Genomic DNA, 13,621 nt, shown 5'->3' on the forward strand with positions numbered 1-13,621 from the left:
GCTCCTATAAATAAAAAGAATAGAGGAGGAAGAAAACATGAATGAGACAATGCTTGCATTATTAGGATTTGCAACCATTATCATGATCATTGTTTTGTTGCTGAAAAATGTTACTGTTCCGGCACTTGCATTTATCGGAGTATCTACCATAAGTGCCCTGATCCTGGTTTTAACCGGAACCTTTACAGTCAGTGAAGTTGGGGATTTTATTAAGAAAGGGGTGTCCGGGGTGCACTCCACGGCTGCGTTGTTTATATTTTCCGTGCTGTTTTTCGGAATTATGACTGATGCAGGAATGTTTGACCGCATCATAAGCGCCCTAATGAAAAAAGTGGGTAACAATGTGGTTGGAGTGGCATTTATGACCTGCATCATCGCCATAATCGGCCATTTGGATGGAGGCGGTGCCTCCACGTTCCTGATCACCATTCCGGCAATGCTGCCGGTTTATAAGAAATTAAAAATGCGTCCCACAACTCTGCTTTTAATATGTGTCACCTCCATGGGCGTCATGAATCTGCTTCCATGGGGCGGCCCGACCATGCGTGCGGCCTCTGTATTGGAAATAGAAGCCAATGTCCTGTGGATGAAGCTTTTGCCCATGCAGGTGGTGGGCATTGGAGTTGCTATGTTTACCGCGTTTTTCTGGGGAATTGTTGAAAAGAAACGAGGGGCCGGAATCAACAGCACCCTGGCCATAGAAGATACCGAGGGGCTGGAAGAAAGCGCTTCTGCGGCTGATACCGGAGAACTGGTAAGGCCGAAGCTGTTTGCCTTCAACGTGATTTTAACATTGTTTATCATTGTTTGTCTTGTTTTCCTGCCGGTGCCGTCTTATTATATGTTTATGATCGGCTGTGTCATTGCCCTTCTGGTTAACTATCCGGGTGCAAAAATGCAGAATAAGATCATCAAATCTCATGCGGGCCCTGCGCTTATGATGGCTTCTACCATTCTTGCTGCCGGTGTATTTTTAGGAGTGCTGGAAGACAGTGAGATCATGAATCACATGGCCAGTGTACTTGCTGCATTTATACCCCAGTCCATGGGCCGTTTCTTACCGCTGATCATCGGAGTGCTGTCCGTACCTCTGACTTTGATGTTCTGTACGGATTCCTATTTCTATGGCCTTCTTCCGGTCCTGATCAGTGTGGGAAACAGCTTTGGCGTAGATCCTGTGCATATAGCAATTGCCATGGTGGTATGCCGCAACTGCGCCACCTTTATAAGTCCTGTTGTACCTGCCACATTCTTAGGGATAGGCCTGGCGGGTGTGGAGATCAAAGACCATATTAAGACCTGCTTCCTGTGGATATGGGGAGTGAGCTTTGTTTGCCTGACGGCCGGTCTTTTACTTGGTGTACTGACCCTTTCATAGAATTCTGATAATAAAATCCAAATGGAAAAGGCGCTGGAATTAAATTCCGGCGCCTTTTCCGTCTGGATTAAGAAACTGCGGCCAGTTTGCCGCAGGTAATATCCATGACAAAACCCTGGATAATTACATTGGATGGCATGAGGGGATGGGTTTTAAGTAAGGAAACAGATTTTTGAACGGAGCGTTCCGTGTTTTCTAAGCCCTGGAACCAGGAGTCAAAGTCCACCCCATCCTCTTTCAGTTTTTGTATGGTATTCCAGGCAATACCCCGGTTAAGCAGGTGTGTGATGATGATTTTGGAGGATATGACAGCTGCTCCGCAGTCAGTATGGCCGATAACCATGATTTCTTCCACACCGAATTCCAGAATTGCGATGAGAAGGCTGCGGATTGTGCTGTCAAAAGGATCTAAAATCACGCCGCCTGCATTTTTTATCAGCTTTACATCTCCGTTGTGAATACCAAGTGCGGCGGGCAGCAGCTCCACCAGCCTGGTATCCATGCAGGTTAATATGGCAAGCCTTTTTCTGGGATACTTGTCTGTGACAAAGGATCTATAACCATTGGTGCTCACAAAAGTATCATTGTACTTTAATATTTCTTCAATCATAATCTGCCTCCTTTTTCTTTTATTAAAACAATAATAAAGAAGAAACCTTAATAAAGGATAACAGACTGCCTTAATGTTTATTTAGCTTGCTGCCTTTTAAAACTTTCCAGGGATTTCCTTACCGCCAGAAATAAAAAAGGCGAAAAAACGGATATACCGGAAATTCTGTTGACATCCCGGATTTTCTGTTTTATACTATATACGTCAAAAGAGGAGCTTATGTAATAGGCTGAGAGGAAGTTATGAACTTCGACTCATATACCTGATTTGGATAATGCCAACGTAGGGACGGACGCTTAAGGAATTATTGCGGAAGGTGCTGCGGGCATTTTCCGCTTTTTTATTTGACGTACAATCGGATAGGATTTTTATTGTGAGTGAATGAAAGTTCACGAAGGGGTACACCACCGCGGGTGTATTTCTTTGTGAACTTTTTTTTTGAAAAAATCCTGCCATACAAGAGAGGAGGAATAAGACATGGTTATGGTTAACGGAAAGGAGCAGGGGCTGTCAGAAGAGATCCTGGTTTCAGAGTTGCTGGAGCTTATGGGCTATCAGGCAGACCGGGTTGCGGTAGAGCATAACGGCCGTATGGTTTCCAGGTCCAGACTTTCGGAAACAACTATAAGGGATGGAGACATCCTGGAAGTCATCAGCTTTGTAGGCGGCGGCTGATTACAGGAATGCAGCGGGGACTTTCAGAAAGATTAGAATAAAAGGGAGTTAACATGAAACTGGAACATGGAATTTTAAGCAAACCAGAAATTCAGGAAGCACTAAAAAAGCGTCATTCCCCGGAGGTTCAGGAGAAATTGAATCAGGCCAGAGTGGCAATAGCAGGCCTGGGAGGACTGGGCTCCAATGTAGCCTTTGCCCTTGCCCGTATCGGTGTGGGACATATGCATTTGATTGATTTTGACAGAGTGGATATCAGTAATCTGAACCGACAGCAGTATTTTATCCATCATATCGGAATGTATAAGACGGATGCTCTTAAGGAAGAGCTTAAGGCAATAAATCCTTATCTGGAGATTTCTGCGGATTGTGTAAAAGTAACAGAGCACAACCTACCCGGGTTATTTGAATCAGAGGATATCATCTGCGAAGCGTTTGATGTGCCGGAAATGAAAGCCATGCTTGTGAACGGCGTAATGGAGCATTTCCCGGATAAAAAGCTGGTCTCAGCATCGGGGATGGCAGGATACGGGGACAGTAATGAGATCCGTACCAGGAAGATAAGCCGGAATTTTTATCTTTGCGGCGACGGAATGTCAGAGCCGGGGTACGGAAACGGGCTGATGGCTCCCAGGGTGGCAATCTGTGCTGCCCATGAGGCCAATATGATAACCCAATTGATTCTTCAGCCGGAATTATAAAAAAACAGGAGGGAAATAAAATGAATCCTATAAAAGAAGATAAGCTGGTAATCGGGGGTTTTGAATTTACATCCAGGTTCATCCTGGGATCGGGAAAATACTCCCTGGATTTAATCCAGTCGGCCATAGAAAGGGCGGGAGCAGAGATCATCACCCTGGCTCTCCGGAGAGCCAATGCAGGGGGAACGGCGAATATCCTGGATTACATACCCGAAGGCATCACCCTTCTTCCCAATACATCAGGGGCGAGAAATGCAGAGGAGGCCGTACGGATCGCCCGTTTGGCAAGGGAAGCAGGAAGCGGGAATTTTATAAAAATTGAAGTGATCCATGATTCCAAATATCTGCTTCCGGATAATCAGGAAACCATAAAAGCAACGGAAATCCTGGCAAAGGAGGGATTTATCGTTATGCCTTATATGTATCCGGATTTAAATGCGGCAAGGGATTTGGTAAATGCCGGGGCTTCTTCCATCATGCCGTTAGGTGCCCCCATCGGCTCCAATAAAGGCTTATGTACCAAAGAGTTCATCCGTATTCTCATTGATGAGATCGATCTGCCAATTATTGTGGATGCAGGCATTGGAAAACCCTCCCAGGCATGTGAAGCCATGGAAATGGGAGCTGCTGCGGTCATGGCCAATACGGGGATCGCCACGGCCGGGGATATTCGGCTTATGGCAGAGGCCTTTAAAAATGCTGTTGAGGCAGGCAGAAAGGCTTATCTGGCCGGTATGGGCCGGGTCATGGAAAAGGGCGCCAGCCCTTCGTCGCCCCTGACCGGATTTTTACGGGAGTAAGGAGGAAATCATGAGTACGGAATCTTATAACAACGAAAGCATTTTAAATGAAGAAATCAAAGAATGGCAGAAAAAAAACCGGATCGACCATATGACCTATCTGCCGGATATGGAGGTTTTGCATTCAGACATACAGGACCGGGTGATAAAGGCCATGGAAAGCTATGATTACGACAAATACACTGAAGCGGATGTGAAAAGTGCCCTGGCCCATGAGAACCGGTCCCCGGAAGATTTTGCGGCGCTGCTGTCGCCGGCAGCAATGCCGTTTCTGGAGGAGATGGCCTGTATGGCGAGAAAGGAGACCAGAAGATATTTTGGCAACAGTGTGAATCTGTTTACTCCGGTTTATATTTCCAATTATTGTGAAAATTTCTGCATTTACTGCGGTTTTCATTGCAATAACCGGATCAGCCGTGCCAAGCTGGGTGAGGAAGACATTGAGAAGGAAATGAGGGCCATTGCAAAAAGTGGACTTAAGGAAGTCCTGATCCTGACAGGGGAAAGCAGGAAAATGTCGGATGTGAAATATATAGGGGAAGCCTGTAAAATTGCCCGGAAATATTTTAAGGCAGTAGGGTTGGAAGTGTATCCCATGAATTCGGATGAATATGCCTATCTTCACCGGTGCGGTGCCGATTATGTAACGGTCTTTCAGGAAACTTACCATACTGAGAAATATGAGACTCTGCACCTGGCCGGGCACAAACGGATTTTCCCCTACCGCTTTGCTGCCCAGGAGAGGGCCCTGAAGGGAGGAATGCGGGGAGTGGGGATCGCCGCCCTTCTGGGGCTGGATGATTTCCGGAAAGATGCCTTCGCAACCGGCATGCATGCCTATCTGCTGCAGCGAAAGTATCCTCATGCAGAAATTTCCTTCTCATGTCCCCGCCTGCGTCCGATCATCAACAATAATAAAATCAATCCCATGGATGTTCATGAGCCCCAGCTTTTGCAGGTAGTAACGGCATACCGCCTGTTCATGCCCTTTGCAGGCATTACGGTGTCCACCAGGGAATGTGCCCGGGTACGGGATAACCTGGTAAACATTGCAGCCACAAAAATTTCCGCAGGGGTGAGTACCGGAATCGGCGGACATGCGGATGAAACGGAGCAAAAGGGGGACAGTCAGTTTGAGATTTCAGACGGCCGTTCCGTGGACGCGGTCATGAAGGATTTGCTAAGGCTTGGTATGCAGCCGGTCATGAGTGATTATCTGTATGTATAACAGGAGGTATAACGTATGGGATCGAACGAATTTTATCAGGGAATCATAGCAGTGACCAACCGGCATTTATGCAGCCGTCCATTTTTAGAACAAATAGAATCTGTCTGCAGACTGCAGCCCAGGGCATTGGTCCTGAGGGAAAAGGATATGGAGGAGGAAGAATACCAAAGGCTGGCCCGTCTTGTACTTCCAATATGCGAAAACTTTCAGGTACCCTGTATTCTTCATTCTTTTTCCGATACGGCGAAGAAACTGCATGTGGATAAGATACATTTGCCTCTTTTGAAATTACAGGAACAAGGAAGGGCGGAACCGGAGTTTTCTGTCATAGGCACTTCCGTTCATTCGGTACAGGAGGCGCGAAGAGCAGAGGAACTGGGAGCCACTTATGTAATTGCCGGGCATATTTTTAAAACCGGCTGTAAACCCGGCGTGCCTCCCAGAGGACTTGATTTTCTGGAGGAAGTATGCGGTGCTGTCAGCATTCCTGTTTATGCCATTGGAGGGATGCTGCTTACCGTGAGCTGCCTAAAGGAGATAAAGGAAAGGGGTGCGGCGGGAATGTGCGTAATGTCAGGCCTGATGAAAGAGTAAATTCGAAAAACCCCTCTTGACAAATTAATCAAACCAACATATACTAGTCAATAACTTCATAAACAAATGTAAAAGCGTTGATAAGAACAAGTAGCAGTTTGAAGGACCACACAGAAAGCAGCCGGCAGATGAGAGGCGCGTGGAAAACGGATTGTGAATACATCTTTGAGCTTCGTACCCAACGGCTGAGATGCCAAGTAGGCTGCGACGGATTCCCGCACCCGTTATTGTGCTAGAGTATCGCATCAGGTACTCAAAGAGGTAGGCAGCGTGAGCTGTTTATAAACTTAAGGTGGTAACACGAGACTTCAGCCTCGTCCTTTTGATAGGACGGGGTTTATTTTTTTATGAAAAAGGAGAATGACGATGACGATTTATGAAGAATTAAAAGCCCGGGGCCTGATCGCCCAGGTGACAAACGAAGAAGAGATCAGTAAAATGGTAAACGAAGGAAAGGCCGTATTTTATATTGGATTTGATCCCACGGCAGACAGTCTTCATGTAGGTCATTTTATGGCCCTGTGTTTAATGAAACGCCTTCAGGAGGCAGGCAATAAGCCTATCGCCCTTATCGGCGGAGGAACCGGTATGGTTGGAGATCCGTCCGGAAGAAGCGACATGCGTCAGATGATGACCGTGGATATGATCCAGCATAACTGTGACTGCTTTAAAAAGCAGATGAGCCGTTTTATCGACTTTTCCGAAGGAAAGGCCCTTATGGTCAACAATGCTGACTGGCTGCTGGAGTTAAATTATATTGATTTTCTCAGGGAGGTAGGCCCGCACTTTTCCGTTAACCGCATGCTGTCCGCTGAATGCTATAAGCAGCGTATGGAAAAGGGATTAAGTTTCCTGGAGTTCAACTACATGATCATGCAGAGCTATGACTTTTATGAGCTGTTTAACCGCTATGGCTGCAACATGCAGTTTGGAGGAGATGACCAGTGGAGCAATATGCTTGGGGGCACGGAGCTGATCCGCCGGAAGCTGGGAAAGGATGCCCATGCCATGACCATTACCCTGCTTTTAAATTCCGAAGGAAACAAGATGGGAAAAACCCAGTCCGGTGCCGTGTGGCTTGATCCGGAAAAGACTTCTCCCTTTGATTTCTTCCAGTACTGGAGAAACATTGCCGATGCGGATGTACTAAAATGCCTGCGAATGCTCACCTTCCTTCCTATTGAGCAGATCGACGAAATGGACGGCTGGGAAGGCAGCCAGCTGAACGAGGCAAAGGAAATCCTGGCCTATGAGCTGACCAAGCTGGTACACGGGGAAGAGGAAGCCCAAAGATCAAAAGAGAGTGCCAGGGCACTGTTTACCGGAGGCAATGCGGCAGATATGCCAACCTGTGAGCTGGATGAGGCGGATTTTATTAACGAAAGCATTGACATCCTGTCCATTCTTCAAAAATCCGGCTTAGCACCCAGCCGTTCTGAGGCAAGGCGCAATGTGGAGCAGGGAGGAGTGATCGTGGAAGGAGAGGCTGTTTCTGATGCAAAGACTGTTTTCACAAAGGAGCAGTTGTCCGGAGATGGGATGATAGTAAAGAGAGGCAAGAAAAAGTTTGTAAGGGTGATTGCAAAGCAATAAAAAAGAAGATGCTGAAAAATAGATGCGATTCAGCTAAAACTTCACACCTTTTAGAGATAGAACAGGGCATGCAAAAATGCATATCCTGTTCTTTTTTTGAAAATTGCTCCATGAGTTCTGTGCGGACCAATGAGATTAAAACCTAGAGTCCCGGTGATATTACAGCAGCCGGATGCTTGCCCCGTTCTGCTTCAATAAGGTTATGAGAAGGGGAGAGGGGGTTCCGGGTGCTGAAACTTGGGAGATCATAAAAATTCCGTCAATCTGCATAAAATTGATTAAATGATTTAAACAATATGACAAAATATAAAAACCGCCAAATTATCCATTGACATATGGATTATATTACTATAATATAAACAATAAAATTAAACATAAAAGACAAAAACCAAAAACCAAAAACAGAGCATTGAGTAAAATTGATTTAATTAATTAATAAAATTAATAAACATAATGAGGAGGACTTAGGCTATGAAGTATTTTTTAGACAGCGCAAAGCTTGATGAGATTCAGTTTGCTTACAACACATTTGGTATTGATGGTGTGACAACGAATCCAAGGCATATCATGCTTAGCGGAAAACCATTTCTTACGGCAATCCATGGCATTGCAGATTGGATAAAATCCCAGGGACTGGATGGGTATGACCGTTTTCCTGTATCAGTGGAAATCAATCCTCACCTGGATGAAGCAGAGGCCATGATAACGGAAGCCAGAAAGATTGCTGCAATCAGTTCTAATTTTGTAATCAAAATTCCCGCAACAGAGGCAGGAATGACTGCGGCCAGAAAACTGGAGGCAGAAGGCATCCGCACGAATGTAACATTGGTGTTTTCACCTGCCCAGGCCATTCTTCCAGCCAGGAATCATTCTCTGTTCGTATCCCCATTCATCGGATGGAAGGAGGCCAACGGTGAGGATTGTAAGGCTTACATACAAAATATTGTGGATATCTATAAGAATTATGGCTTTTACAAAAAGACACAGATTATCTGTGCGGCGATCCGTACTCCCAAGCAGATTGTGGAATGTGCCGTGGCAGGAGCCGACATTGTGACAACCGGCCTGGATGTATATCGGGATACCATGAAACACGCTTATACCAACCAGGGGATTGAAACCTTTATCAATGCCTGGGATAACACCATTACAGAATAGTGGGCGTAAGGAAATGAACGAGAAGGAGAGGCTGGGATATGAAGATCGGATTTATCGGACTTGGCATCATGGGCGAGTCCATGTGTGAGAATATAGTGAAAAAGCATGATGATACAGTCTATGTGTTTGACTTTGTAAAGGAAAAGGCGGACTTACTGGCGGCTAAAGGTGCTGTGGCGTGCAGGGATTCCGTGGAACTGGCAAAGGTGTCTGATGTGATTATTTCAATGGTCCCCAAGTCAGAGCACTCCAAAGCAGTGTACACGGGGATCCTGGAAGTGCTGGATTCCACGAAAACCTGCATTGACATGAGTACCATAGATCCCAGCGTATCAGTGAAAATTGCAGAGATGGTGAAAAAGACAGGAGCCGGATTCATCGATGCCCCGGTGGTAAAGTCAAAACCTGCGGCTGTTGCAGGTAAATTAGGAATCTATGTGGGCGGCGATGAGGAAACCTATGAGAGAATGCGCCCCATCCTCCTTTACATGGGAGAAAATGTAAAGCATATGGGGGAAAACGGCAAGGGGCTGGTAATGAAGATCTGCCACAATGCCCTGGTATCCCAGATTCAGAATGGGGTCAATGAAACCATTGCCTTAGCGGCAAGAAATGGAATTTCCCTTATGGATTATGGGGAAGCCGTCTCCTATGGCGGGGGCCAGAACTTTTATCTGGATTCCAAGAAAGCCTTTCTTGATGCAGAGGATTATACGACTGCCTTCTCAGTGGAAAACATGGCAAAGGATGTAAGTATCTGCATGAAGCTGGCAGATGAATGCGGCTTTTCAATGCCTGGAGAGCAGGCAGTATGGGGGGTTTATGAAAAGGCTATGGAAGCCGGATATGGAAATGAGGATTTTTGCGCTACTATAAAAATAGTAAAAAGATAGGAGCGCTTAAAAAAGTCCGGTCACAGATTCAGAGGAAGATGATAATGAGGAATATGATGATTAAACGGTTAAACGAAGTCAACGATGTGGCAGTCCGCTCTGTTTTTGATGAGGAATTTAAAACATATGGACGGGTGGTCACAGGATATGATTTCTCGGACATGGTGTCTTACATGGAAGAAAAATCTCTTATACCGGAAAACGGCAACATATACCTGGCTTCTGTTCCTGAGATGGAACAGGTGCCTGGGGCAGCTTTTTTAAGAGATGGGTTTTACGGCGGGATGGACATACAGGTAGGGTACTGTAATGGAAGAAATACCGCTTACAATGGATTTGAATATCACAAAGGCAGTGAGATCAATATCGCCGTGACGGATTTCATGGTGGTTTTAGGCCATGTATGGGAGATTAAGGATAATACATACAAGACAGAGGATGCAAAGGTGTTTTTTGTGGAAAAAGGGACAGTTGTTGAGATGTACCAGACCACGCTCCACTTGTCACCCTGCCGGGTAACGGATGAAGGGTTTAAAGATATTATAATCCTTCCAAGGGGAACGAATACGCCTTTGGAGCATAAGCCGGAGGCAGCGGAGGACGAAGGAAAACTGCTTTTGCAGCGCAACAAATGGGTCATTGCCCATCCGGAACGGGAACCCTTGATCAGGCAGGGCGCTGTTCCGGGACTTATAGGGGAAAATAAGGAACTTAAGTATTAAGGGAATTGAAAAGCAAAAACAAATAATATATCAGGAGGTTGTATATGAAAAAGAGAATATTAGCAATGGTACTTGCAGCTGTTACAGCAGTTTCCCTGGCAGGATGCGGTGCGTCCGCCACACAATCGGAACCATCCGGAAATACCTCGAAGGAGTCAACCGCAGCCGCGGGAGGCCAAAGCGGTGCAACCATCAAAATTATATGTCCTTACGGCGTAGGCGGCACTGCTGATTCCATTGCGCGAAAGTATGCGCTGGTTGCCGGTAAGGTTCATCCGGAATACAATTTTATCGTGGAAAATATGACAGGCGGAGACGGTTTTTCTGCGGCAAACTATTACACTGATTTGGATCCGTCCACAAAGGAACTGCTGGTTTATGGTTATGGTGTGGCATACCGTCATGATCTTGGCAAGAAATATCAGACTGAGGTTGTGGACTTTGACCGCAGTGACATATATCCGGTTGCATCCATTGATGACAGGACTTGGATTATGTACGGAAAACCAGGCACGACCCTGGCGGATATCCTGGAGAAATCCAGGAATGGCGGCATCAAGATGTCTGGCGGGAATCCCCTTTCTGATCCCCATCTGGCATTAGGCTCCCTGGTAGCTTTGGAAGGCGGTAAAGTGATGGTGGTTCCCTATGACGGAGGCGCTGCCCAGAAGAAGGGGCTGACTGACGGGGAAGTGGATGTGTTTGTTGGCACTACTCAGGTCGCCTTAGAGGATGTAGAGGCAGGGACAATGACTCCGATCCTTGCATTCTCTGATCAGGCTTTTGAAGGCTTCAAGAGTCCTGATGGGGAAATCACTGTTCCGGGAATTGCCGGTGAAACCAAGGCTCCCGAACTGAATGGATCCGCAGATTATACAGGTTCCATTTTGGCGGCAGGCGGATTTATTGCAGTACGTACCGGTGCGGATCAGGCATGGATCGATCAGGTTGCACAGATTTCCAAAGATGTATGGGCGGATCCTGAATACAGTGACTGGATCAGTGAGATTAAGCTGAATAAGTTTGAAGTGTATGGAGAAGATGCAAAAGTACATCTGGAAGAAGCTTGTGCCAAGGCGGTTGCTGCATTTGACACCTTGAGCGGGCAGCAGTAGGAGACGGCTGGAAGATCGGCCGGGAGGGCTTTTGCCGGAATGCCCTCCTTGCCATTTTCTTCAGCAATTGGAGAAAGGATGTGTGATTCAGTGAAATTTAAGATTAAGACTTATTTTTGGTCCGGGCTTATCATGGGACTGTTTAGTATCGCAATGCTGGTAGTCATGCCGTCTGAAGTGCGCCTTCCCATGTACGACTCAGGTGCGCCAAGTCCGCGGATCATCCCGGGTATCTGTCTTACAGGAGTTTTGATCTGCTCCGCTGTACTGCTGATACAAAGCTTAATATTTAAAAAAGATAGAGTGATAGAATTTGACTGGAAAAAAGAGAAGCCCTGTATTTTCATGATTTTATTGCTGTGTTTCTTTACTTTCCTGACAATCAAAGCGGGATTTATTCTTGCCGTAGTCATCGTGTTTCCTGTGATGTTATTTTACTGCGGTGAGAGGAAGCCATTTATTTACATATTCACTGTGGCAGCAGGAATCGGTATCTTTTACCTGTTCAAGTATGTATTCCACGTTTCATTGCCTGGTTTTCCGGGATTTGGAGGTTGAGTTATGGGAGATATTCAGCAGATTCTGCTTGCACTGCAGCAGGTTTTTACGATTGGTAATTTAGCGGTCATTCTTGGCGGACTGATTCTGGGAATGATTGTAGGATGTATTCCGGGACTTAGCGTAACCCTTGGCATCATTTTACTTCTTCCCCTCACCTACAGCTTTTCTTCGCCGGACACGGCCATCATTTCCCTTCTGGCTGTTTATGTAGGCGGTATGTATGGAGGATCAATCAGTGCGATCACCCTTAATACGCCGGGAACGAACTCGGCGATTGCAACAACATTTGACGGATACCCCCTGGCAAAGAAAGGGAAGGTAAAAAAAGCCCTGGACACCTCTTTGTTTGCATCTACCTTCGGCGGTCTTTTTTCCGCTCTGCTCCTCATGGTGTGCGCTTCCCTCATAACAAAACTGGTGTCAAAATTTGCATCGGCAGAATACTTTTCCATGGCAATCCTGGGCATTTCGCTGATTGCAGGCGTAAGCGGCGAAAGCCTGGCAAAAGGAATTATATCCGGTCTGCTTGGCATCTTAATGGCTGCCATTGGAGCTGATGCGGTGACAGGTGTGATGCGCTTTACCTTTGGCATAGACTCTTTAAGGTATGGCATTGATATGCTGCCTGCCATGATCGCGCTGATTGCATTGACCCAGGTGGTCCAGAAGCTGCGGGATTTTGTTCTGGCAGAAGGGAATCTGGATGATATCACGAAGATTGACAAGGTTGGTTTAACACTGAAAGAAGCTAAATCAATTATTCCGGCCTGCCTTCGTTCTTCCTGCGTAGCCTCCTTTTTAGGCGCAATGCCGGGAGTGGGAGGCGGTGTGGCACAGTTTATGTGTTATAACGAGTGCCGACGGGCCTCCAAGCGTCCCCAGGATTTTGGAAAAGGGAGCCTGGAAGGAATTGCAGCAGCCGAGGCGAGCAACAATGCTGTGGTTGGTTCTGCCATGATTCCCCTGCTGACCCTGGGGATTCCCGGAGACGGCGTGACGGCGCTGCTGCTTGGAGCGTTTATTCTTCATGGAATTCAGCCGGGTCCCACCATGTTTACCAAGCAGGGCGTTATCGCTTATTCCATTATCATAGGCTGTCTGGTGGCAAATATTTTTCTCTATCCCATCGGCATGGTGCTGACCCGTGCAGTGGCAAAAATCGTGCAGGTGCGTTATACCTACCTGGCGCCTGTCATCATCATCTTTTGTTTTGCCGGAGCATTTGCAGCTACGGGAAACGTAAAAGAGCTGGTTTTAACGGCAGCTATCCTTATTTTCAGCTATTTTCTCACATTGCTGGATATTTCATCTACTCCTCTGATGCTTGGGATGATTCTTGCCGACATTATGGAGATGAACTTTGTAACCAGTATGATGAGCTATGATAAAGACTATCTGATTTTCTTCAAGCGTCCGATTTCCTGTGTGATTCTGATATTAACGGTAATTCTTGTGATTTCCATGCTCCGGATCAATAAGAAGGTGGAGGCTCTGAATCAGGCTCAAATGGAGGAAATGAAGAAAGAGGGCATGCAGAAGGGATGATTTTTGTGATCATGATGTTCTGATGGATTTCAAACGGAGGTTACATAT

General features: G+C 46.4%; 14 protein-coding genes, 1 riboswitch and 1 other annotated feature. Of the genes, 13 read left to right on the forward strand and 1 reads right to left on the reverse strand.

From position 1 onward, the window contains the following. The first annotated feature begins 37 nt into the window (after positions 1 to 37). A complete protein-coding gene (locus K401_RS0115215) occupies positions 38 to 1,378 on the forward strand; it encodes a CitMHS family transporter (protein ID WP_024293747.1) in 1,341 nt (446 codons plus the stop codon). A gap of 67 nt (positions 1,379 to 1,445) precedes the next feature. Here K401_RS0115215 and K401_RS0115220 read toward each other — a convergent pair whose 3' ends face one another. After that, the gene (locus tag K401_RS0115220) at positions 1,446 to 1,988 is read right to left on the reverse strand and encodes a beta-class carbonic anhydrase (RefSeq protein WP_024293748.1); all 543 of its coding nucleotides are present in this window, start codon (positions 1,986 to 1,988) and stop codon (positions 1,446 to 1,448) included. Between the two features lie 197 nt (positions 1,989 to 2,185). Further along, positions 2,186 to 2,295: riboswitch (TPP riboswitch) on the forward strand. A 170-nt stretch (positions 2,296 to 2,465) separates the two neighbouring features. On the opposite strand from K401_RS0115220, the gene thiS reads away from it, so the two are divergent. The 12 genes from thiS to K401_RS0115285 all read left to right on the forward strand — a co-directional run bounded on the left by thiS (position 2,466) and on the right by K401_RS0115285 (position 13,573). Then, positions 2,466 to 2,663, forward strand: a complete 198-nt coding sequence (gene thiS / locus K401_RS0115225; protein WP_024293749.1) for a sulfur carrier protein ThiS — start codon at positions 2,466 to 2,468, stop codon at positions 2,661 to 2,663. Between the two features lie 53 nt (positions 2,664 to 2,716). Beyond that, complete coding sequence (thiF, locus tag K401_RS0115230) at positions 2,717 to 3,364, forward strand: sulfur carrier protein ThiS adenylyltransferase ThiF (protein ID WP_029694945.1); 648 nt, start codon at positions 2,717 to 2,719, stop codon at positions 3,362 to 3,364. A gap of 20 nt (positions 3,365 to 3,384) precedes the next feature. Continuing rightward, the gene (locus tag K401_RS0115235; protein WP_024293751.1) at positions 3,385 to 4,164 is read left to right on the forward strand and encodes a thiazole synthase; all 780 of its coding nucleotides are present in this window, start codon (positions 3,385 to 3,387) and stop codon (positions 4,162 to 4,164) included. A 10-nt stretch (positions 4,165 to 4,174) separates the two neighbouring features. Further along, positions 4,175 to 5,392, forward strand: coding sequence for a 2-iminoacetate synthase ThiH (thiH, locus tag K401_RS0115240; RefSeq protein ID WP_024293752.1), 1,218 nt, complete (start codon positions 4,175 to 4,177; stop codon positions 5,390 to 5,392). A 15-nt stretch (positions 5,393 to 5,407) separates the two neighbouring features. Beyond that, on the forward strand, positions 5,408 to 5,986 hold the full coding sequence (locus K401_RS0115245) for a thiamine phosphate synthase (RefSeq protein WP_024293753.1): 579 nt from the start codon (positions 5,408 to 5,410) through the stop codon (positions 5,984 to 5,986). Between the two features lie 68 nt (positions 5,987 to 6,054). Beyond that, positions 6,055 to 6,311: a binding site (T-box leader), on the forward strand. 41 nt (positions 6,312 to 6,352) lie between these two features. Next, positions 6,353 to 7,579: a tyrosine--tRNA ligase gene (gene tyrS / locus K401_RS0115250; protein ID WP_024293754.1), complete on the forward strand. Its 1,227-nt coding sequence runs from the start codon at positions 6,353 to 6,355 to the stop codon at positions 7,577 to 7,579. Positions 7,580 to 8,050: 471 nt separating this feature from the next. Beyond that, on the forward strand, positions 8,051 to 8,737 hold the full coding sequence (locus K401_RS0115260; RefSeq protein ID WP_024293755.1) for a transaldolase family protein: 687 nt from the start codon (positions 8,051 to 8,053) through the stop codon (positions 8,735 to 8,737). Positions 8,738 to 8,775: 38 nt separating this feature from the next. Further along, complete coding sequence (locus tag K401_RS0115265; protein WP_024293756.1) at positions 8,776 to 9,630, forward strand: NAD(P)-dependent oxidoreductase; 855 nt, start codon at positions 8,776 to 8,778, stop codon at positions 9,628 to 9,630. A gap of 56 nt (positions 9,631 to 9,686) precedes the next feature. Then, complete coding sequence (locus K401_RS0115270; protein WP_024293757.1) at positions 9,687 to 10,352, forward strand: DUF4867 family protein; 666 nt, start codon at positions 9,687 to 9,689, stop codon at positions 10,350 to 10,352. A gap of 44 nt (positions 10,353 to 10,396) precedes the next feature. Beyond that, positions 10,397 to 11,467, forward strand: coding sequence for a type 2 periplasmic-binding domain-containing protein (locus K401_RS0115275; RefSeq protein ID WP_024293758.1), 1,071 nt, complete (start codon positions 10,397 to 10,399; stop codon positions 11,465 to 11,467). 90 nt (positions 11,468 to 11,557) lie between these two features. Further along, complete coding sequence (locus tag K401_RS0115280; RefSeq protein ID WP_024293759.1) at positions 11,558 to 12,025, forward strand: tripartite tricarboxylate transporter TctB family protein; 468 nt, start codon at positions 11,558 to 11,560, stop codon at positions 12,023 to 12,025. A gap of 3 nt (positions 12,026 to 12,028) precedes the next feature. Next, positions 12,029 to 13,573 (forward strand): tripartite tricarboxylate transporter permease, encoded by a 1,545-nt coding sequence (locus K401_RS0115285; RefSeq protein WP_024293760.1) that lies wholly within the window; start codon positions 12,029 to 12,031, stop codon positions 13,571 to 13,573. The last annotated feature ends 48 nt before the right edge of the window (positions 13,574 to 13,621 follow it).

Origin of the sequence: Lacrimispora indolis DSM 755 (assembly GCF_000526995.1) — a bacterium.
GTDB lineage: Bacteria > Bacillota > Clostridia > Lachnospirales > Lachnospiraceae > Lacrimispora > Lacrimispora indolis.